The organism is Kosakonia sp. N21, from assembly GCF_050587465.1.
In the GTDB taxonomy this organism is placed as follows: Bacteria; Pseudomonadota; Gammaproteobacteria; order Enterobacterales; family Enterobacteriaceae.
In genome coordinates this window covers 349708-371300 of record NZ_JBOBHR010000004.1, presented here as the reverse complement: position 1 = coordinate 371300, position 21593 = coordinate 349708, and the positions used below count along the sequence as shown (strand labels likewise).

The following is a 21593-nucleotide window of genomic DNA, read 5'->3' as shown; positions in this document are numbered from 1 at the left end:
GATGGTCGAGACCTTGCTTGAAGTCCGCAATCTGAGCAAAACCTTCCGTTATCGCACCGGCTGGTTCCGCCGTCAGACCGTGGAGGCCGTGAAACCGTTGAGTTTTACGCTGCGGGAGCGGCAAACGCTGGCCATTATCGGCGAGAACGGTTCCGGAAAATCGACGCTGGCCAAAATGCTGGCAGGGATGGTGGAGCCCAGCTCCGGCGAACTGGTGATTGACGACAAACCGTTGCATTACGGGGATTATACGTTTCGCAGCCAGCATATTCGTATGATTTTTCAGGATCCGACAACATCGCTGAACCCACGTCAGCGTCTTTCGCAAATCCTGGATTTTCCGCTGCGTCTGAACACCGATCTCGACCCTGATGCGCGGCGCAAGCGCATTCTGGAAACACTGCGCATGGTCGGACTGTTGCCGGATCATGTGAGCTACTATCCGCATATGCTGGCGCCAGGACAGAAACAGCGTCTGGGGCTGGCGCGGGCGCTGATCCTGCGCCCCAAAGTGATTATTGCGGACGAAGCGCTGGCATCGCTGGATATGTCGATGCGTTCGCAGTTAATCAATCTGATGCTGGAATTACAGGAAAAACAGGGTATCTCTTATATTTACGTCACCCAGCACATTGGCATGATGAAACATATCAGCGATCAGGTTCTTGTCATGCACCAGGGCGAAGTGGTTGAGCGCGGCAGTACCGCCGATGTGCTTGCGTCCCCGCTGCATGATTTAACAAAACGCTTAATTGCCGGGCATTTTGGCGAGGCATTAACAGCCGATGCATGGCGAAAAGACCGTTGATTCAATAGATTCAGTGGTCGGATTAACTCATCCGGCGACTCATGATAGAATCGCCGCGTTTTAACGACGATCGTCCGAACACGATGACGATCGCCACAACAATGAATATAAGGATTAGAGCTATGGGTTTTCTTTCCGGTAAGCGCATTCTGGTAACTGGCGTCGCCAGCAAACTGTCCATCGCATACGGCATCGCGCAGGCTATGCACCGCGAAGGCGCTGAGCTGGCTTTCACCTACCAGAACGACAAGCTGAAAGGCCGCGTTGAAGAGTTTGCCGCCCAGCTGGGTTCCAGCATTGTGCTGGAGTGCGACGTTGCTAAAGACGAAAGCATCGATGCCCTGTTCACTGACCTGGCGAAAGTCTGGCCGAAGTTCGACGGTTTCGTTCACTCCATCGGTTTTGCGCCGGGCGATCAGCTGGATGGCGACTATGTGAATGCTGTTACCCGTGAAGGCTTTAAAATTGCTCACGACATCAGCTCCTACAGCTTCGTTGCGCTGGCAAAAGCTTGCCGCGAGATGCTGAATCCGGGTTCTGCGCTGCTGACCCTCTCCTATCTGGGTGCTGAGCGCGCCATCCCGAACTACAACGTGATGGGTCTGGCGAAAGCATCTCTGGAAGCCAACGTACGCTATATGGCGAATGCGATGGGTCCGGAAGGCGTGCGCGTTAACGGTATCTCCGCTGGCCCAATCCGTACGCTGGCGGCCTCCGGTATCAAAGACTTCCGTAAAATGCTGGCGCATTGCGAAGCCGTTACCCCGATTCGCCGCACGGTGACCATCGAAGATGTGGGCAACTCGGCTGCGTTCCTGTGCTCTGACCTCTCTGCTGGCATCTCCGGTGAAGTGGTTCACGTTGATGGCGGGTTCAACATCGCTGCCATGAACGAGCTGGAAATCAAATAATGCCCCTCGCCCCTTCTTCTGAAGGGGCGTTTTCCCTCGATATGCCATTCTGATATTTATTATCACCTAACAATCTTTCATCCCTCTCTCCCCTTACGCCAGGATTAAGCAGCAAAAAAGATCCGGCGCAACAGACCTGACGTCGTATCCGGATCGCCACTTTCAGACCAAGGAACGACCATGGAACAACGCCGGATTTCAGGCAAAAACCACTGGTATCATGAAACCCAGTCAACTGCCCGCCGGGCTCACGCGCTACCGTTGGTTCCCGAAGCGGCCACTGTAAACGACCCTTTCCTGCTCGATCTGACTCTGCCGGATGAACTGTTAGCCGACATCGACAGCATCGTTATCCCCGCACGCAAACTCTATTCATTGCTGTTTCCTCAGCGGGTAGCGGTTAATCGCTTACGGACATTCAGCGCCTATGATCGTCTCAGTACCGCGCTCACCGTCGCCCAGGTATTTGGCGTTCAGCGTTTATGCAACCACTATGCTGCGCGTCTTGCGCCGTTACCCGGTCCGGACTCATCAAGGGAAAGCAACTACCGACTGGCGCAAATAACCCAGTACGCCCGCCAACTTGCGGCGTCGCCCTCGGTGATTGACGCCCGTGCGCGCCAGCAGCTCGAAGAAGTGGGCCTGTCGTTGTACGACCTGGTGATGATCAATCAGATTATTGGGTTTATTGCCTTCCAGGCCCGCATCGTGGCTGTGCTACAGGCGCTTCTTGGTCATCCGGTGCGTTTTATTCCGGGTATGGATACACAGCAGGAAGCCGATGCGGAGCGTTTTTCCCGGACAGAAGCGCCGTGGCAAGCCGGTATCGACCCGGTGGAATTACGTATTGCCAGCGCCCCGCAAATGGAATCGCTTTCCCGCTGGCAACCCTTACCGGAGCTGCGGTTACTGGCGCCATTGCTGGCCCACGAGCACCTGATTCTTAACGAGCTGGGCGAGATAACAGACCATGTGGCGCAGCAGCGACCCGACGCGCAACTCGCGGCATTGGTGGCGCTTTACACTGCGCGGATTAATGGCAGCGAGCACTGTTTTGCTGAGCAGTTACGTCGCTGGCAAGACGGTGCACAACGGGAATCGGCGCTGCGTGAAGGTGGGCGAGAGTTACAGCGCGTGTTCGCCGGTAATGCGCAAGAAAGCGCGCTGATACAGGCCGTTCAGTTGCTGACCTGCACGCCAGACAGGTTTAGCCCGCTGTCACTTTCGCTGATGACTGAGCAGGATCTTAGCCGCCGCGCCGTTGTCAGCTTGCTGGCGGAGTGCGCCCTCTGCGGCTGGTTAAACCGCCTGAAAATCGCGCTCGGTCAGACAGCGTAAAATGCGCGGCGAGTGTGGCGCAGTGGCGTAAGCTTACCCTTATGCCTGTACAGATTTTGCTGAAAGAGCGCTTGCTGCGACAGGCAGAATCGCGTAAAACTGTCAGCCGCTCTTTTGGCCACGAAACTACATAACTATGCTCCAGGACAATCCGCTGCTTGCGCAGCTAAAACAGCAACTTCACTCACAGACGCCGCGTGCGGAAGGCGTCGTCAAAGGCACGGAAAAAGGCTTTGGCTTTCTGGAAGTCGATGCGCAAAAAAGTTATTTCATTCCGCCGCCGCAAATGAAGAAAGTGATGCATGGCGATCGGATCATTGCCGTCATCCACAGTGAAAAAGAGCGCGAAAGTGCAGAGCCTGAAGAACTGGTCGAACCGTTCCTCACCCGTTTTGTCGGCAAAGTGCAGAAGAAAGATGACCGTCTTTCTATCGTGCCAGACCATCCGTTGCTGAAAGACGCGATTCCCTGCCGCGCGGCCCGCGGCGTTGAGCACGATTTTAAAGAAGGCGACTGGGCTGTCGCCGAGATGCGTCGCCATCCGTTGAAAGGCGATCGCGGTTTTTACGCTGAGCTGACGCAGTTTATTACCTTCGCAGAAGATCATTTTGTACCGTGGTGGGTGACGCTCGCACGCCACAATCTGGAAAAAGAAGCGCCGAACGGCGTTGCTACCGAAATGCTGGATGACGGTTTGCAGCGTGTGGATCTTACCGCACTGGATTTCGTCACTATCGACAGCGCCAGCACTGAAGATATGGATGATGCGCTGTACGTTGAAGAAACAAGCGACGGAAAACTGCAACTGACGGTTGCCATCGCCGACCCGACAGCCTGGATCGCCGAAGGCAGCAAGCTGGATGACGCGGCTAAAATTCGTGCCTTCACCAACTACCTGCCGGGCTTTAATATCCCGATGCTGCCGCGCGAACTGTCTGACGATCTCTGCTCCCTGCGCGCGAATGAAGTTCGCCCGGCGCTGGTGTGCCGTATGACGCTGGACAGCGAAGGCGCCATCGACAGCAATATTGAATTCTTTGCCGCAACCATCGAATCAAAAGCCAAACTGGCCTATGACGATGTCTCCGACTGGCTTGAAAACAGCGGTGAATGGCAGCCACCGAGCGACGCCATTGCTGCGCAAATCCGTTTGCTGCACCGCGTAAGCCAGCTCCGTGCTGGGTGGCGTCAAACGCACGCACTGGTGTTTAAAGATCGTCCGGATTACCGTTTTGTCCTCGGCGAAAAAGGCGAAGTGCTGGATATCGTGGCGGAACCGCGCCGCGTGGCTAACCGTATCGTTGAAGAGTCGATGATCGCCGCCAACATCTGTGCCGCCCGTGTATTACGCGACAAGCTGGGCTTCGGTATTTACAACGTGCATATGGGCTTTGACCCGGCTAACAGCGAACAACTGGCGGCCATGCTGAAAACGCACGGCATGCATGTTGATGCAGAAGAAGTGCTGACGCTGGACGGTTTCTGTAAACTGCGCCGCGAACTGGATGCACAGCCGTCGGGCTTCCTTGATAGCCGTATTCGCCGCTTCCAGTCCTTTGCTGAGATCAGCATCGAACCGGGCCCGCACTTTGGTCTGGGTCTGGAAGCCTACGCGACCTGGACCTCGCCGATTCGTAAATATGGCGATATGGTTAACCATCGTCTGCTGAAAGCCATTATTAAAGGTGAAACGCCAAAACGCCCGCAGGATGACACAACCGTGCAAATGGCTGAGCGCCGTCGTCTTAACCGCATGGCGGAGCGCGATGTCGGCGACTGGCTGTATGCCCGCTTCCTGCAGAACAAAGCCGGCACCGATACCCGGTTCTCTGCGGAAATTATCGATGTCAGCCGCGGCGGCATGCGTGTTCGTCTGGTGGATAATGGCGCGGTCGCATTTATTCCGGCGCCGTTTATTCATGCTGTACGTGATGAACTGGTGTGCAGCCAGGAGAGCGGTACCGTGCAAATCAAAGGCGAAACCGCATTCAAAGTGACTGACGTTATTGATGTCACCATTGCGGAAGTCCGGATGGAAACCCGCAGCGTTATCGCCCGCCCTGCCATCTAACGGCATCGTTACATAGCGCCTTTCTGACCCGGAAGGCGCTTTTTTTGATTGCGATACGCCACGCATTTTTTTTCTCCTCCCTCACACAAATCTGCAAAAACGACCACAATAACAACACAGGCAACTGTGCGTTCACTGCGTATTTAAGCGATTAGCAACCTTCAGACAGGTTGACTGACAGACGCGTTTTCGCGGTGCAACATAACAAGAAACAACACGCTCTTGCCTGTTTCCCCCGTCTTTAACAGGTGGTTCTCCATCGCTAAATGAGTACCGGTTGCGCTTTCACGTGGATTGGGAGAGAACATGAAAGACGAACAGGAAGAAAATTTGCTGTTTCGTTATCTGGGATCTAACAGCCCGTTCTGGCGATTGACTGCCAATAGCAACGCCCTGCACTTTTCCCCGGACGAAGGTTCCGATGCCAGCCTGGTGGTGGCATTAAGCGATGCTCAGGCTGAACAGATCCGTGAAATGACGGTGATCACCTCCAGCCTGACCCTGAATATCGTCTTGTATGGCGAAGCCGTGTCGGTACATCTTGTTGGACGCAAAATCAGCCGCAAAGCGTGGGCAGGCAGCGCCTCCGCGTGGCATGACACCCAATCGGTCGCCCGTGACCTGGTGCAGGGGCTCTCTTTTGCTGAGCAAGTGGTCTCTGAAGCCAACTCCGTGATCGTGATCCTCGATCGTCGCGGCAACATCCAGCGTTTTAATCGCCTTAGCGAAGAATACACGGGTATGAAAGAGCAAGAGGTGATTGGGCAAAACGTCTTTAAATTATTCATGAGTCGTAGTGAAGCAGCCGCATCGAAACGCAGTATCGCGTCTTTTTTTCATAATGGTGGTCCCTACGAAGTCGAACGCTGGATCAAAACCCGCAAAGGACAACGCCTGTTTCTGTTCCGCAATAGATTCGTCCATAGCGGTAGCGGTAAGAACGAAATATTTCTTATCTGCTCCGGCACGGATATTACGGAAGAGCGCCATGCCCAGGAGCGCTTACGCCTCTTAGCCAACACCGATACCGTGACCGGTTTACCTAATCGCAATGCGATTCAGGAACGCATCAGCGATGCTATTGCCCATCGTGGTGATACACAGGTTGGCATCGTCTATTTGGACCTGGATAACTTTAAGAAAGTGAACGACGCCTATGGCCATATGTTCGGCGATCAGCTGTTGCAGGCCGTGGCATTGACAATTTTAAGTTGTCTTGATGAAGGGCAAGTGCTGGCACGGTTTGGCGGCGATGAATTTATCATACTGGCGACCGACACATCTCAAAGCGTGCTGGAGGCTATGGCATCGCGGATCCTGACACGTTTACGCCAACCTTTTCGCATCGGCTTAATCGAGATTTACAGTGGGTGTTCGCTGGGGATTTCACTTGCCCCACAGCACGGCAACGACCGTGAAAGCCTGATCCGTAATGCCGACACGGCCATGTATACCGCCAAGGAGAGCGGGCGCGGTAAATTCTGTGTCTTCTCGCCGGAAATGAACCAACGGGTATTTGAATACCTCTGGCTCGATACCAACCTGCGCAAAGCACTCGAAAAAAATCAACTGGTCATCCACTATCAACCGAAAATCACCTGGCGCGGCGAAGTTCGTAGCCTCGAAGCACTGGTACGTTGGCAATCTCCCGAGCGCGGGTTGATCCCGCCGCTGGACTTTATCGCTTATGCCGAAGAGTCTGGTTTGATTGTGCCGTTAGGACGCTGGGTGATGCTTGACGTTGTGCGCCAGGTAGCGGAATGGCGAGACAAAGGCATTCATTTGCGCGTGGCGGTGAATGTCTCAGCGCGTCAACTGGCCGATCAGTCGATTTTTAGCGACCTTAAGCAGGCGCTGAAAGATGTTAACTTCGATTATTGCCCGATTGATGTGGAGCTGACGGAGAGCTGCCTGATTGAGAATGAAGAACTCGCCCTGTCGGTAATTAATCAGTTCAGCGAACTGGGGGCACAGGTTCACCTCGACGATTTTGGTACGGGCTATTCGTCTCTGTCGCAACTCGCGCGTTTTCCCCTTGATGCCATCAAACTCGATCAATCGTTTGTACGTGATATTCATAAACAGCCGATATCCCAGTCGCTGGTGCGGGCGATTGTCGCTGTGGCGCAAGCGCTTAATCTGCAGGTGATTGCTGAAGGTGTGGAGAGTGCAAAAGAAGACGCCTTTCTGACCAAAAACGGCGTCAACGAGCGGCAGGGATTTTTATTTGCTAAGCCCATGCCCGCTGCCGCATTCGAGCGCTGGTTTAAGCGCTATCTGGCGCGAAAAACGCCCTGACTGGCTTGACTGAAACGGTTGAGACATGCCGGTTTTGCGACTGCGAGCAGGAAAGTTTCATCACGCGCTCATCATCAGTAAACAGTTTGTACGTAGCGTGGTTGATAACCGTCATTGCTTTCAAAGAGTGCAAACCTAATCCCCTCGCAGGTGACTGCATGTCACTTATCGAATATATAATGAGTGCTTATAAGTTTTTGAGATTTCGCTTTTTACCCTTCTCTTTTTACACTGTTTTCTGCATCATTGAATTTATTCATTTTTCGATTTTAAGGTGAAGGTATGGCAGACATCGATGTGAAGCAACTTGCCAGCCGGATCGATACCGTGCTGGATATTCTGGTTGCCGGGGATTATCAATCCGCCATTCGCAACCTGGAAATTCTCAAAGCGGAATTATTAGATCCCGACAACAATGACAAAACGTCTTCTTCCGGTGCACCTAAGACGCCCTGGGAAATTTGAATTTCTTCCTTTCGCCATCACGCGGTAGCCAGGAAAGCGATGCCCGTTATGGCGATTTCATCCTCTCGACGAACAATCAGAAATTTGTGGCTATGAATTCCCGACAACAACTTATTTTACAGACGGTCATCGATAAAGGCCGGATCAGCGTTGCGGATCTTGCGCGAATGACCGGTGTCTCTGAAGTCACTATTCGCCAGGATCTGAACACGCTGGAAAAACAGAGCTATCTGCGCCGTATGCATGGTTTTGCTGTACCGCTGGACAGCGACGACGTTGAAACGCGCATGATGAATAATTACACCGTAAAACGGGAGCTGGCGGACTTCGCCGCCTCGCTGGTGAGTCCGGGAGAAACGGTGTTTATTGAGAATGGCAGCAGTAATGCCCTGCTGGCGCGTAAACTTGGCGAGCAGCGAGATATCACCATTATCACGGTCAGCAGCTATATTGCGCATTTGCTGAAAGATTCCCTTTCCGAAGTGATTCTGCTCGGCGGCATTTACCAGAAAAAAAGCGAAAGTATGGTGGGCCCGCTGACGCGTCAGTACATTCAGCAAGTGCATTTCAGTAAGGCGTTTATCGGTATTGATGGCTGGCTGCCGGAAACGGGGTTTACCGGGCGCGATATGATGCGCACCGATGTTGTTAACGCCGTGCTGGAAAAAGGCAGCGATGCCATTGTCCTGACAGACAGCTCGAAGTTCGGCGCAGTACACCCTTACACCCTCGGTCCGATTGCGCGCTTCCAGCGGGTGATCACCGACAGTCATCTCGCTGCCGAAGCCCACCTCCAACTGCAACAAGCGGGTCTGATTGTCGACATCGTCGCACCTGGCGCGATCCGCTAAATTCCTCAGCCCGTGAAAGCGGGCTAACCCCCTCTTATCTGAGAGTATTCCGACCTGGTGATTAAGACTATTTACCTGTCCTGTAACGAGCCGCGGCGTAAAATTGATATTAGCGATATAACAGGAAGTGACTATCACTTACGTGATTGTATTACACCTGCGCAGCAAGGTTTCACGGAATGGCTTTAAGGCAGCCCCCAAAGACTATACTTAAAGAGAATATCTTTCCGTGAATCGATTATTCAGGAGAAAGTATGATGATGTTAACAAGCAAAAAAATGGCCGCTGCAGTACTGGCAGTTACCCTGGCAATGTCCCTGAGCGCCTGTGGTCACTGGTCTAAACGCGATCGTAATACCGCCATCGGTGCGGGTGCGGGCGCGCTAGGCGGTGCGGTGCTGACTGACGGTAGTACGCTCGGTACGCTGGGCGGCGCGGCTGTCGGTGGGATCATTGGCCACCAGATTGGTAAGTAATTGGTGAGCGACACGGCGACTACAGCAAAATAACGATACTTTCTTTTCAGGTCTGAGTTTTATCCGGTATAAAAATAAAGCCGTGGTTCATTGCCACGGCTTTTCTGTTTTATCCACCAGCAAGTTTGACTTTCATTCCTTTGGCTTCGAGTAATGACTTAAGTAAATCACGTTTGTCACCCTGTATCTCGATCACGCCATCTTTGACTGCCCCGCCACACCCGCATTTTTTCTTTAATTCTGCCGCCAGCTTACCCAGCGACTCATCATCTTCATCAATGCCGGTAATCAGGCACACGCCTTTTCCTTTGCGCCCGCTGGTTTGACGCTGAATGCGCACAATGCCATCGCCTTTAGGACGGGCCGGTTGCGTTTTCGGCTCATCAATGCGCCCGGTTTCTGTCGAGTACACCAGACGACTATTATCATCACGCATTATGCCCCCTTACCTAACGCGGTGTTGATCGCTTTCAGGGTTTGCGCCGGATCGGCGGATTGCGTAACCGGGCGACCAATAACCATATAGTCTACACCCGCTGCCAGCGCCTGTTCCGGGGTCATAATACGGCGCTGATCACCGGCGTCACTTCCCTGCGGACGGATACCTGGCGTGACCAGTTTAAAATCATGGCCCAACACGCTTTTAAAGTGCACCGCTTCCTGCGCGGAACACACCACGCCATCCAGACCACATTGCTGGGTCAGTCTTGCCAGCCGCTCAGCATGTTCGGCGGGCGTGGCCTGAATGCCAAGATCGAGTAAGTCACTGGCTTCCATACTGGTTAATACCGTCACCGCGATCAGCAGCGGCGCGTCTTTGCCAAATGATAACAAGGCTTCTTTTGCTGCGGTCATCATGCGCGCGCCGCCAGACGCATGAACATTCACCATCCATACGCCCAGATCGGCGGCAGCTTTCACTGCGTGCGCCGTGGTGTTAGGAATATCGTGGAATTTCAGGTCGAGGAAAATATCGAAACCACGCTGTTGTAACTCGCGAACCAGTTGCGGCCCGAACAGAGTGAACATCTCTTTGCCTACTTTCAGTCGGCAGTCGCGAGGGTCAATACGGTCGACAAACGCCAGGGCTTTGTCACGGTTATCATAATCGAGAGCCACGACAACCGGGGAAGCAGTAACAGCACGGGAAGTCGGGAAAGCAGTAGACGTCATGATCAGACCTTCTGAAATGAGGGCACCCGCTCAGGCGCAAAATGAATAAACGGCGAGCATTCTACCTGCGCAGGGTTGTAAATGACAGCGGCCATTTCAGTCCTGCCAGACAATGAAATGGCACAGTTGCCGCATTGATAGAATCAAACAGATGAGTATGTTGTAACTAAAATGCGGACTTTTAAAAAATTACTGCCCGTCGAGGCCGCGAATCGGTTTCACCGTCGACCAGGCGCGGCAGGATGGACAATGCCAGTACATGGTAAAAGCGGTAAAGCCGCATTTATGGCAGCGATAACGCGGCTTACTGCGAATCTGCTCGCCAACCATTTCACGCAGCACGGCCAGACTCTCTTTTGCCCGCCCTTCTTCCGCTTCATTCAGGTGGTAATCCATCAGCTTATGGAAGACGCGCATCGTCGGGTGACGCTGAAGCTGATGCGTTACATACAACTGCGCCGCGTCCGGGCCTTCGCGTCGTTCCTTAATCTCCGCCAGCATCAGTTCCGCGGTTGCACCGGTATTCTCTTCCACACACCGCTGCAAAAATGCCGCCCACTCATCATTTTTACCCAATTGCTGGTAGCAAGTTTGCAGCATCTCCAGCGTTTCGCTGACCAGTTCTTTATCCTGATCAATGACGCGTAACAGATTGTCGGCAGCTTTAGCGTAATCCCCGCTGGCCATAAATACCCGCCCCATCATGATGGAGACGCGCGGGCTATCGCGATCGGCGGCGGCGCCTTTTTTCAGCAGCGCCATCGCTCTGTCCATATCGTCATTGCCCATTTGCTGCAACGCTAATTCGCAGTAAAAATGGGCAATTTCTGTGCGTTGTTTATCTTTCCCTAATTTTACCAGTCGCTCAGCAACATCGATGGCCTTCTGCCAGTCGCTGGTCGCCTGATAAATCTGCAATAGCTGCTGCAATGCGCTAACGCGAAAATCGGTTTCATCCACCAGTTGGTTAAACATATCTTCGGCGCGATCGTACATCCCGGCCGCCATATAATCACGGCCAAGCTGTTGCACCGCCAGCAAACGCTGATCATAAGATAACGATGCGCTTTCCATCAGCGTCTGGTGAATACGGATAGCGCGATCGACTTCGCCGCGCGAACGGAACAAATTCCCCAGCGTGAGATGCGCTTCAACGGTGCCGGTGTCCTCTTTCAACATATCGAGGAACAGGTCGACCGCTTTGTCCTGTTGGTTGCTCAGTAAAAGGTTAACCCCGGCGACGTATTCACGTGACAGCCGGTTCGCCTCATCCTGCTTTGTCTGTTGAGCATTTCTGCGCCCCATATACCAGCCATAGGCAGCGGCGACAGGTAACAGCAGAAACAACAACTCCAGCATAGAATATTATTCCTTCACTGCCGGTGCGCCGGTAGCAGCCGGAACATCTGTCGCAGGGATAAGCTGATGCTCAAGACGTTTGATTTTACGCTCGGCGCGCGCAAGAGAAACGCGTACACGCAGCCAGAACAGGCCACAAATCAGCCAGCCGATCGCGAACCCAGCAGCAAACAGCACTGCCAGCAGCGTAGAGATGCGGTATTCGCCCTGGGCGAGCAAATAGTTGAACGTCACTTGCTGATCGTTTTGCGCACCCAGCGTAATCGAGACGACAAAAATCGCTAACACCAGTAAGAAAATGAGTAAATATTTCACATTACATCCCGTTATGTGGTTCCGAGCGATGAATATATGGGCAACTGCGAGTAACCAGCCCTATAAACTACCATTTTAGCGCCCGGCGCGAAATGGTAATGCGTGACGTTAAATTCTGATTTGGGGGCTAACCTACGAAAATCAAGGTTCCTGGTCCCGCTCGACGATTTCCTGCACTTCTTCAACCGGCGGTGTTAAAGGCCCACAGAGGCGCTGCGCCAGCCAGGTTGCCACCGTCACCAGTAGCCAGGATATCAGTGTCGCCACCACTAAATCACGCGGCCAGTGCATCCCCAAGAGTAAACGGCTCCCCATTACGCCTGTTGCCCACACCAGTAAAATCGCGATGGTCCAGGTGCGTCTGCGCGGCCATAACAGCCCAACACCCAACAAGGCCCAACTGGCCGCAAACATGGTATGCCCGGACGGAAAGGCAAAACCGGTCTCTTTTTGCCAATGTTTGCGTAAAAATGCCGGAATATCATGCTGGCTGGAGAGCTGACTTTTCACCCATTCCCCTCTGGCTTTACGTTTTAGAGCATAGAACTCATCAACCTGAATATTTTGCGTTTTTTCCAGCCACATAACAAAAGGACGTGGCTCCTGGACTCGCTCCTTAACGAACGATTTCACGCCCTGCCCCAGCAAAATTGCGCAGCCGAGAATGGCAAACAACATTAGCGCAGGCTTCAGGCGAAAACGAAGGCACCAGAGAAACCACGCGCAAAGCACCCCATGGGTGATTATCCCCCAAGGTTGCGTAACCGTTTCGGTTATCCAGAACAGAAAATGCAACCACGCGTTCGACTGACCAGGTTCCCAGTTCCAGCCGGAGATCCACACTGCCAGCGGCATAATCAGTAAAATCGCCGCCCCCGCCGTTGTTCGTTTTGCAATTGACAGCATGTCTTCTCCTTTCATGTAAGCGTCACAATCATAACTGAAAAATGGCATTCCCGCAGGAACCAACGTATTCGTGCGCTTATGCTGCAATATGTTGGTCACAAGTAGGCGATGATGCGGGCATTGTGGCAAAATACGTTTATACAGAAGGCCAACAGGCTACAGGTGCGCAGTGCGCCAACATAATCCGGAGATTCACATGCAGCTTAAACGAGTGGCAGAAGCCAAACTGCCTACCCCCTGGGGCGACTTCCTGATGGTGGGTTTTGAAGAACTGGCAACCGGGCAGGATCACGTGGCCCTTGTCTTTGGTGATATTTCCGGGCAGTTGCCCGTTCTTGCGCGTGTGCATTCGGAGTGTCTGACGGGAGACGCGCTTTTCAGCTTGCGTTGTGATTGCGGTTTCCAGCTTGAAGCAGCATTGAACCATATTGCCGAAGAGGGCCGCGGCGTGCTGCTCTATCATCGTCAGGAGGGTCGTAACATCGGCCTGCTGAATAAAATCCGCGCCTATGCGTTACAGGATCAGGGCTACGATACCGTGGAAGCAAACCATCAGCTTGGTTTTGCCGCCGACGAGCGCGACTTCACCCTGTGCGCTGATATGTTCAAACTCCTGGGTGTCGATGAAGTGCGTCTGCTGACCAACAACCCGCGCAAAGTTGAAATCCTCACCGAAGCAGGCATCAATATTGTTGAGCGCGTGCCGTTGATTGTTGGACGTAACCCGAAAAATGCCCATTACCTCGACACCAAGGCCGAGAAAATGGGCCACCTGCTGAAGTAGTGTGTAACAAACAGCGTAAAAAAGGCCTGCATCTGCAGGCCTTTTTGTTCAGTTCAGCATATTGCGTATCACGTAATGCAGGATCCCATCATTGCGGTAGTACGTCAGTTCGGTTGATGTATCAATCCGGCATCGGCACTGCAACACCTCTTGTGAGCCATCCTCCCGGGTCAGCGTCACAGGTAATGCAGCGCCGGGCTGAATATCACTCAGATCTACGATGTCGAGTTTCTCCTCACCGGTTAGTCCCAGCGTTTTACGCGTCACCCCTTGCGGAAATTCCAGAGGCAGGATCCCCATACCAATCAGGTTCGAGCGGTGGATGCGTTCGAACGACTCGGCAATCACCACCCGGACACCCAGCAGGCGCGGCCCTTTTGCCGCCCAGTCGCGGCTGGAACCCGAGCCATACTCTTTACCGGCGATCACTGCCAGAGGCGTTCCCTCTTGCTGGTAGCGCATTGCGGCGTCATAAATCGACACAACCTCGCTCCCCGGCAGATGGCGTGTCATACCGCCTTCCACACCCGGCACCATTTCATTACGGATACGGATATTGGCGAACGTACCACGCATCATCACTTCATGGTTGCCACGCCGGGAACCGTAGGAGTTAAAGTCGCGCCGCTCCACGCCATGACTTTGCAGGTAGCGCCCTGCCGGGCTATCCGCTTTGATACTGCCTGCCGGCGAAATATGATCGGTGGTCACCGAATCCCCCAGCATGGCCAAGATCCGCGCACCGTGAATGTCCTTGACCGGTTCAGGTTGCGCCCCCATATCGTCAAAAAAGGGCGAAAGACGAATATACGTTGAGTCGCTCTGCCAGCCGTAGGTGTCCGAGCGTTCAACCTCAATCGCCTTCCACTCCGGCGTACCTTCAAAGACTTCGGCATACTCCTTGCGGAACATCTCTGTCGAAACCTGCTCAACCGCCCGGGCAATCTCCAGGCTGGATGGCCAGATATCTTTCAGATAGACCGGGTCACCTTTGCGATCGTGCCCCAACGGATCGGTAGCCAGATTAATATTCATATTCCCGGCCAGCGCGTACGCCACCACCAACGGCGGTGATGCCAGCCAGTTTGTTTTGACCAGTGGATGAATGCGCCCTTCAAAATTACGGTTACCGGAAAGTACCGCCCCCACCGTAAGATCCCCCTGGCGAATAGCCTGTTCAATCGGCTCCGGCAGCGGACCGGAATTACCGATACAGGTGGTGCACCCGTAGCCAACCAGGTTAAAGCCAAGCTCATCAAGATACGGTGTTAAATGCGCTTGCGCGAGGTAGTCAGAGACCACTTTCGATCCCGGTGCCAGTGATGCTTTTACCCACGGCTGGCGTTTCAACCCGAGGGTTACCGCTTTTTTTGCCAGCAAACCGGCAGCCATCAGTACGCTGGGGTTTGATGTGTTGGTGCACGAGGTAATGGCAGCGATGACAACCGCGCCATCCGGCAACTGATATTGGTGACCGTTCAGGACATAATCGACTGGTTTCCGATCTTTTTGCGCGGTGTTCAGTTCCAGTTCGGAACTGGCAGCAAAGGCTTTAGGAACATCGCTGAGTGCAACGCGATCCTGCGGGCGTTTGGGGCCCGCCAGACTTGCCTCAACATCCTGCATATTCAGTTCCAGTGTGCTGGTAAACACCGGCTCATCCCCTGGGTTGCGCCACATCCCTTGCGCTTTCGCATACGCTTCAACCAGCGCAACCTGCTCTTCGCTGCGCCCGCTAAGCCGCATATATTCCAGCGTCACGCCATCGATGGGGAAAAAGCCGCAGGTTGCGCCATATTCCGGCGCCATATTGGCGATAGTTGCCCGATCCGCAAGCGGTAACGCGTCCAGACCATCGCCATAAAATTCAACAAACTTACCGACGACACCGTGCTTACGCAGCATCTGCGTCACGGTAAGCACCAGGTCCGTCGCGGTAATCCCTTCACGTAATTTGCCGTTCAGTTTGAAGCCCACAACATCCGGGATCAGCATTGAAACAGGCTGGCCAAGCATCGCAGCTTCCGCTTCGATGCCGCCCACGCCCCAGCCAAGCACGCCGAGACCATTGATCATGGTGGTGTGTGAGTCAGTGCCGACCAGCGTATCCGGGTAAGCGACCCACTCTTTGTCCTGTAATTCGCTCCACACGGCTTTGCCGAGATACTCGAGATTAACCTGGTGACAAATGCCGGTGCCGGGCGGTACCACGCTGAAACGGCTGAATGCCTGCTGGCCCCAGCGCAGAAAAACATAGCGTTCATGATTACGTTCCATTTCAAGACGCACGTTTTCTTCAAATGCTTCGTCGTCACCGAAATGGTCGACAGTCACGGAATGGTCAATCACTAAATCGACGGGTGAAAGCGGGTTCACTTTCGCCGTATCGCCCCCCAGGCGTTTTACCGCTTCACGCATGGCCGCCAAATCCACAACGGCGGGCACGCCAGTAAAATCCTGCATTAACACCCTTGCCGGACGATAGGCAATTTCACGGTCAGCATGGGCCGTTTTCAACCATCCCGCCAGAGCACGAATATCTTCTTCCGTTACGGAATCATCATCCTGCCAGCGCAGGAGGTTCTCGAGTAACACTTTGAGTGACTTGGGTAATCGCGAGATATCCCCAAGTTCCTTTGCGGCCAGCGGCAGGCTGTAGTAGCGCCAGGTTTTATTCTCTGCCTGCAATGTATCCTTGCTGGCTTCGCGTAGGGTCGACGACATATGCTCCTCCTTAATCACAGGGATTGGGAAGCCCTGATAGTCTTCAGGGTCTGTAATTAAAGATAACACAAACTTATCGTAACGTTTTGATAACAACCCAAATTGCCACATACGGCAAAAGCGGACGGCAGGAGCAGAAATAAAAAAACCTCGCAGATGCGAGGTTTTTCAGGAGATTACTTGATTACTGGAGGAACATCCAAACGAGCTCACTCCAGAAAAGGACAGAAACAGAAAACGCACCCATCCACGACCAATATTTCATTCCGTAACCATTATGCATGAATCTATTACCAGAAAATCTATTCATTAAAACTGAGTTACTACTCAATTCATTTATGCCGTGTATTAATCAATGAGTACAAAAGACCATTCATAGAATAAAGAGATAATTCTCCCTGTTTATTCTGATGATATATTTATTGTTTCCTGGTCGTGTCTTCTGCAAAGGCGTCTATAAAAGCTTGTTGCTGCGGCGACAGTTTCCATGAAGCAGGAATAGTGGTCACAGGTTTCTTTTTCGCTTTTGTAGGCGTGTCATGAAGTTGACATACATGTTTCACTGGTTCGAATCGGCCTGCTATTGCCATTTTAACCCCAGAATTTCCAGATCAATAACGCAACGACTGCCCAAAATGCGGCAGAGCCAAGAAATACCGCCAGCCAGGCTTTACGCTTAAGCTCAGGGTCCCTTTGCGGCTCTTCACTTCCTGATGGCATTGCTAACCTCGTACAATCGACATCACTTATCATTTTGAACACCAACAATCGGTAAAATTAATCATGGGTTGAGACAAATCCTAAAAGAACTTTAGCCGAAAATCCAGTGAATTTACTCACCATTTCCAAAGAAAGATTTAATCTTTTGACCCGAAATAAATAATTGAAGTGAGAAATTTGCAGAGCTGCAATTTAGTTTCTATTTTTGTCACAAATTAGCGACAGTGCGGGCTTAGCATTGTGAGCTCAATCACCCGTGCGGGTGATTGAGAAATTAGATGATGATAATTCTAATTTAACTTTGGGCAGAGTTAAGCGTATCTTTTCAATACCGAAGATACCCTTCGTCATTATTTCTGTGGCAACTTAATATCTTTAAACATTGCTTCTATATCTTCGTTAGAACGCAATGCAACAGCAGTATCGACAACATCACGCGTTAAATGCGGCGCAAAGCGTTGAATAAAATCATACATATAGCTGCGTAAGAAGGTGCTACGGCGGAAGCCGATTTTGGTCGTGCTATGACTGAAAATCTCGTGCGCATCCAGTTTCACGAGGTCAGGATCCGATACCGGATCGACGGCCATACTGGCAATCACACCCACGCCAAGCCCCAGCCTTACATAAGTTTTGATAACGTCTGCATCTGTGGCGGTGAAGACAATTCGCGGTGTTAAACCGGCGCGATTGAAGGCAGTATCCAGTTCAGAACGACCGGTGAAACCAAAGGTATAGGTCACTAATGGATATTGCGCCAGTTCTTCAATGCTCACCGACTGCCTGGCAGCCAGCGGATGATCGGGCGTCACCACAATCGAACGGTTCCAGTGATAGCATGGCAACATCACCAAATCGTCATATAAATGCAGCGCTTCAGTGGCAATCGCAAAGTCCGCATTGCCTTTAGAAACGGCCTCGGCAATTTGTGTCGGCGACCCCTGATGCATATGCAACGACACCCGGGGATAGCGCTCAATAAAGCCTTTTATCACTCCAGGCAACGCATAACGTGCCTGTGTATGCGTGGTCGCAACATACAGCGAGCCTTTATCCGGCCATGTGTGTTCCCCTGCCACCGATTTGATCGCGTCGACTTTGGACAACACCTCACGCGCAATACGGATGATTTCCTGCCCTGCGGGGGTGACCTGAGTAAGATGCTTGCCGCTGCGGGCAAAAATTTGTATGCCAAGTTCATCTTCCAGCATGCGGACTTGCTTACTGATACCCGGCTGAGAGGTGTAAAGCCCTTCCGCCGTTGAAGAGACGTTGAGATTGTGATTCACCACCTCAACGATATAACGAAGCTGTTGTAATTTCATAACAGACCATCCGGAGTACGCAAACGGGTAATCGCTTAATACGATTTCATAATAAAAAAGCAGATAGCTATAACCACTATATCATTTATAGCATCTGTGTATAGCAGCGAACAAAGAATAATAATGGAGGAATAAAAAAGGCCGGATAGCCGGCCTTTTGGAGGGTATGTGACTGAAATTTATTACTTTTTAGCTTCAGTCCATTTATTGTCGATATAAAACGCAGACCATCCCGTTGCTTTACCGTCTTTTTCCGAGGCAACGTACTGCTGCTTCGTTTTCCGGCTAAAACGCACAATTGTCTTGTTGCCTTCAGGATCCTGCTGCGGCGCATCGGCCAGATAGCGCAGTTTCTCCGGCAGACGATCGCGGAAGCGGAACAGCTCTTCTACCAACGGCGCACGGGTTTCACGTGATTTCGGGAAGGTATTCGCAGCAAGGAACACCCCAGCCGCACCATCGCGCAGCACGAAATACGCATCCGATTTTTCACACTCCAGCTCTGGCAGCGGCACCGGATCTTCCTTCGGCGGCGCAACTTCGCCATTGCGCAGAATTTTACGCGTGTTTTTACACTCATCATTGGTGCAAGCCATGTATTTACCGAAACGCCCCATCTTCAGGTGCATTTCAGAACCACATTTCTCACATTCAACAATCGGGCCGTCATAGCCTTTAATGCGGAACTCGCCCTCTTCGATTTCGTAGCCATCGCAGGTTGGGTTGTTACCACAGACATGCAGTTTACGCTTCGGATCGATCAGGTAGCTGTCCATCGCCGTGCCGCATTTCTGGCAGCGACGTTTGGCACGTAAGGCGTTGGTTTCAGCATCATCGCCTTCCAGCACGTTCAGGACTTCGTTTTCCGGCACCAGGTTAATGGTGGTTTTGCAGCGCTCTTTCGGCGGCAATGCATAGCCAGAACAGCCAAGGAATACACCGGTGCTGGCAGTACGGATACCCATTTTGCGACCGCAGGTCGGACAGTCGATGCTGGTCAGCACCATCTGATTCGGACGCATACCGCCGGTTTCCGGATCCTGTTCCGCCTGTTCAAGCTGACGGGAGAAGTCGCCAAAGAAGCTGTCCAGCACTTTGCGCCATTCCGCTTCATGATTGGCTACACGGTCCAGACTGTCTTCCATCTGAGCGGTGAAGTCGTAATTCATCAGTTCGCGGAAATTTTCTTCCAGGCGATCGGTGACGATTTCACCCATTTTCTCAGCATAAAAACGACGGTTTTCAACGCGCACATAGCCGCGATCCTGGATCGTCGAAATGATTGACGCGTAGGTGGACGGGCGACCGATACCGCGTTTTTCCAGCTCTTTTACCAGAGACGCTTCACTAAAGCGCGCAGGCGGTTTGGTAAAGTGCTGCGCAGGCGTCAGTTCGACAAGCGACAATTCGTCGCCTTTATTCACTGCCGGCAACGTGCGATCTTCATCGCCTTTACGCAGCGCAGGCATCACTTTCGTCCAGCCATCGAAGCGCAAAATGCGGCCGCGGGCTTTCAGGCGGAAATTGCCCGCCCCCACGGTCAGCGTGGTGGAGTCATACTGCGCAGGCGTCATCTGACAGGCCACAAACTGTCGCCAGATCAGTTGATAAAGCTTCTGCGCATCGGTTTCCATATCTTTCAGGGATTCCGCCAGGACACCGACGTCGGAAGGACGAATCGCTTCGTGTGCTTCCTGAGAGTTCTCTTTGCTGGCGTACTGGTTGGCATGTTCCGGCAGGTATTTTTTGCCGAAATTGTCCGTAATATAGCTGCGCACCATGCTCACCGCGTCCTGACTCAGGTTGGTGGAGTCGGTACGCATATAGGTGATGTAACCTGCTTCATACAGACGCTGCGCCATCATCATGGTTTTCTTCACGCCAAAACCAAGACGCGTGCTTGCCGCTTGTTGCAGTGTAGAGGTGATAAATGGTGCGCCAGGCTTACTGCTGGTCGGTTTATCTTCTCTTTCGAGTACGGTATAGCGCGCTTTTTCCAGCAGGCTTACGGCTGCCATGGTCTGTTCGCGATTTACCGGACGGAACGCTTTATCACCCTCGTGCGTGACCTGCAATGGCAGTGAATCACCACCCGGCGTCGCCGTCGTCGCGTCAACTTCCCAGAACTCTTCCGGGACAAAGGCTTTGATCTCGCGCTCGCGTTCAACCACCAGACGCACAGCAACGGATTGCACACGACCGGCCGACAGACCGCGGGCGATTTTCTTCCACAACAGCGGAGAAACCATATAGCCCACAACACGATCCATAAAACGGCGCGCCTGCTGCGCATTGACACGGTCGATGTTGAGTTCGCCTGGCGTTTCAAACGCCTGACGAATAGCATTTTTGGTAATTTCGTTAAATACAACGCGGCTGTAGCGCTTTTCATCACCCCCGATCACTTCCCGCAGGTGCCATGCAATGGCTTCCCCTTCGCGGTCAAGGTCGGTTGCGAGATAGATGTGGTCGGCTTTTTCCGCCAGGGATTTCAGTTCGGAAACGACCTTTTCTTTACCCGGAAGCACTTCGTACTGCGCTTCCCAGTTATGCCATGGGTCGATCCCCATGCGATTGACAAGAGCGCCACGTTCATCCTTTTTAGGCTTCTTAGCCGTTTTGGTGGAGGCTGAGTCTGCGCTCTTTTTAGGTGCTGAGCCACTGGTCGGCAAATCACGGATATGACCTACGCTGGACTTAACCACGTAATCATTACCCAGATATTTATTGATCGTTTTGGCTTTTGCCGGGGACTCAACGATAACGAGAGCTTTACCCATATTCACCTTTACCTAATTAAATTCTTCCAGCAATACATCGCACTTTGCTTCACACCCCCTGCCGGAGCGCCTCACAGATATAGCGGCGCCGTCGCAGGATATCAACCCCAACGCTGAGTCAGGCGCGTTAAACAAAGCGTTTATGTGACTGACCTGACAGGCTTTTTAACCTGATGGCGATGGTGCACGACGATGTTGCGGTCGAATGTCAAGCAAATCTGTTGCCAGATTGACGAAAGCGTCACACTGTACCTGATAAAATTTGTTACGCAACTTTATTAGCATGCAA

Annotated in this window: 20 protein-coding genes; 9 read left to right on the top strand and 11 right to left on the bottom strand. The window is 52.6% G+C overall.

Annotated elements, in window-relative coordinates:
- The first annotated feature begins 1 nt into the window (after position 1).
- From sapF to osmB, 8 genes are all read left to right on the top strand, one after another.
- Positions 2-808: a putrescine export ABC transporter ATP-binding protein SapF gene (gene sapF / locus ACQ3G7_RS12005; RefSeq protein WP_263100697.1), complete on the top strand. Its 807-nt coding sequence runs from the start codon at positions 2-4 to the stop codon at positions 806-808.
- A 122-nt stretch (positions 809-930) separates the two neighbouring features.
- Complete coding sequence (gene fabI / locus ACQ3G7_RS12000; protein ID WP_263100696.1) at positions 931-1719, top strand: enoyl-ACP reductase FabI; 789 nt, start codon at positions 931-933, stop codon at positions 1717-1719.
- A 180-nt stretch (positions 1720-1899) separates the two neighbouring features.
- A complete protein-coding gene (locus tag ACQ3G7_RS11995) occupies positions 1900-3057 on the top strand; it encodes a CMD domain-containing protein (RefSeq protein WP_430889954.1) in 1158 nt (385 codons plus the stop codon).
- 136 nt (positions 3058-3193) lie between these two features.
- The gene (locus ACQ3G7_RS11990; protein ID WP_430889953.1) at positions 3194-5128 is read left to right on the top strand and encodes an exoribonuclease II; all 1935 of its coding nucleotides are present in this window, start codon (positions 3194-3196) and stop codon (positions 5126-5128) included.
- 306 nt (positions 5129-5434) lie between these two features.
- Positions 5435-7426: a cyclic di-GMP phosphodiesterase gene (gene pdeR, locus ACQ3G7_RS11985; protein WP_430889952.1), complete on the top strand. Its 1992-nt coding sequence runs from the start codon at positions 5435-5437 to the stop codon at positions 7424-7426.
- Positions 7427-7708: 282 nt separating this feature from the next.
- Complete coding sequence (yciZ, locus tag ACQ3G7_RS11980) at positions 7709-7891, top strand: protein YciZ/DeoL (protein ID WP_061496180.1); 183 nt, start codon at positions 7709-7711, stop codon at positions 7889-7891.
- 92 nt (positions 7892-7983) lie between these two features.
- Positions 7984-8742, top strand: a complete 759-nt coding sequence (gene yciT / locus ACQ3G7_RS11975; protein ID WP_263100692.1) for a DNA-binding transcriptional regulator YciT — start codon at positions 7984-7986, stop codon at positions 8740-8742.
- Positions 8743-8999: 257 nt separating this feature from the next.
- The gene (gene osmB / locus ACQ3G7_RS11970) at positions 9000-9218 is read left to right on the top strand and encodes an osmotically-inducible lipoprotein OsmB (RefSeq protein WP_430890132.1); all 219 of its coding nucleotides are present in this window, start codon (positions 9000-9002) and stop codon (positions 9216-9218) included.
- A gap of 109 nt (positions 9219-9327) precedes the next feature.
- Here the strand turns inward: osmB and yciH are convergent, their stop codons facing one another.
- The 5 genes from yciH to pgpB form a co-directional block, all read right to left on the bottom strand.
- The gene (yciH, locus tag ACQ3G7_RS11965; RefSeq protein WP_430889951.1) at positions 9328-9654 is read right to left on the bottom strand and encodes a stress response translation initiation inhibitor YciH; all 327 of its coding nucleotides are present in this window, start codon (positions 9652-9654) and stop codon (positions 9328-9330) included.
- Positions 9654-10391, bottom strand: a complete 738-nt coding sequence (pyrF, locus tag ACQ3G7_RS11960; RefSeq protein WP_430889950.1) for an orotidine-5'-phosphate decarboxylase — start codon at positions 10389-10391, stop codon at positions 9654-9656. Before pyrF ends, yciH begins: the two co-directional genes overlap by 1 nt.
- A gap of 189 nt (positions 10392-10580) precedes the next feature.
- On the bottom strand, positions 10581-11750 hold the full coding sequence (gene lapB, locus ACQ3G7_RS11955; protein WP_430889949.1) for a lipopolysaccharide assembly protein LapB: 1170 nt from the start codon (positions 11748-11750) through the stop codon (positions 10581-10583).
- Positions 11751-11756: 6 nt separating this feature from the next.
- Complete coding sequence (locus ACQ3G7_RS11950) at positions 11757-12065, bottom strand: LapA family protein (RefSeq protein ID WP_263100688.1); 309 nt, start codon at positions 12063-12065, stop codon at positions 11757-11759.
- Between the two features lie 141 nt (positions 12066-12206).
- Positions 12207-12971 (bottom strand): phosphatidylglycerophosphatase B, encoded by a 765-nt coding sequence (gene pgpB, locus ACQ3G7_RS11945; RefSeq protein WP_430889948.1) that lies wholly within the window; start codon positions 12969-12971, stop codon positions 12207-12209.
- 196 nt (positions 12972-13167) lie between these two features.
- On the opposite strand from pgpB, the gene ribA reads away from it, so the two are divergent.
- Entirely contained in the window at positions 13168-13755 is a 588-nt protein-coding gene (gene ribA, locus ACQ3G7_RS11940) for a GTP cyclohydrolase II (protein WP_061496194.1), read from the top strand.
- A gap of 48 nt (positions 13756-13803) precedes the next feature.
- On the opposite strand, the gene acnA is transcribed toward ribA, so the two are convergent.
- The 6 genes from acnA to topA all read right to left on the bottom strand — a co-directional run bounded on the left by acnA (position 13804) and on the right by topA (position 21304).
- The gene (acnA, locus tag ACQ3G7_RS11935) at positions 13804-16479 is read right to left on the bottom strand and encodes an aconitate hydratase AcnA (RefSeq protein WP_430889947.1); all 2676 of its coding nucleotides are present in this window, start codon (positions 16477-16479) and stop codon (positions 13804-13806) included.
- Positions 16480-16663: 184 nt separating this feature from the next.
- Entirely contained in the window at positions 16664-16762 is a 99-nt protein-coding gene (gene ymiC, locus ACQ3G7_RS11930; RefSeq protein WP_430889946.1) for a small membrane protein YmiC, read from the bottom strand.
- Positions 16763-16898: 136 nt separating this feature from the next.
- Positions 16899-17069: a YciX family protein gene (locus ACQ3G7_RS24785; RefSeq protein ID WP_496353754.1), complete on the bottom strand. Its 171-nt coding sequence runs from the start codon at positions 17067-17069 to the stop codon at positions 16899-16901.
- A 1-nt stretch (position 17070) separates the two neighbouring features.
- Complete coding sequence (locus ACQ3G7_RS11925; protein ID WP_082794169.1) at positions 17071-17232, bottom strand: YmiA family putative membrane protein; 162 nt, start codon at positions 17230-17232, stop codon at positions 17071-17073.
- Between the two features lie 317 nt (positions 17233-17549).
- Positions 17550-18524 (bottom strand): HTH-type transcriptional regulator CysB, encoded by a 975-nt coding sequence (cysB, locus tag ACQ3G7_RS11920; protein ID WP_088237632.1) that lies wholly within the window; start codon positions 18522-18524, stop codon positions 17550-17552.
- A 182-nt stretch (positions 18525-18706) separates the two neighbouring features.
- The gene (topA, locus tag ACQ3G7_RS11915) at positions 18707-21304 is read right to left on the bottom strand and encodes a type I DNA topoisomerase (protein ID WP_430889945.1); all 2598 of its coding nucleotides are present in this window, start codon (positions 21302-21304) and stop codon (positions 18707-18709) included.
- Positions 21305-21593: the final 289 nt, after the last annotated feature.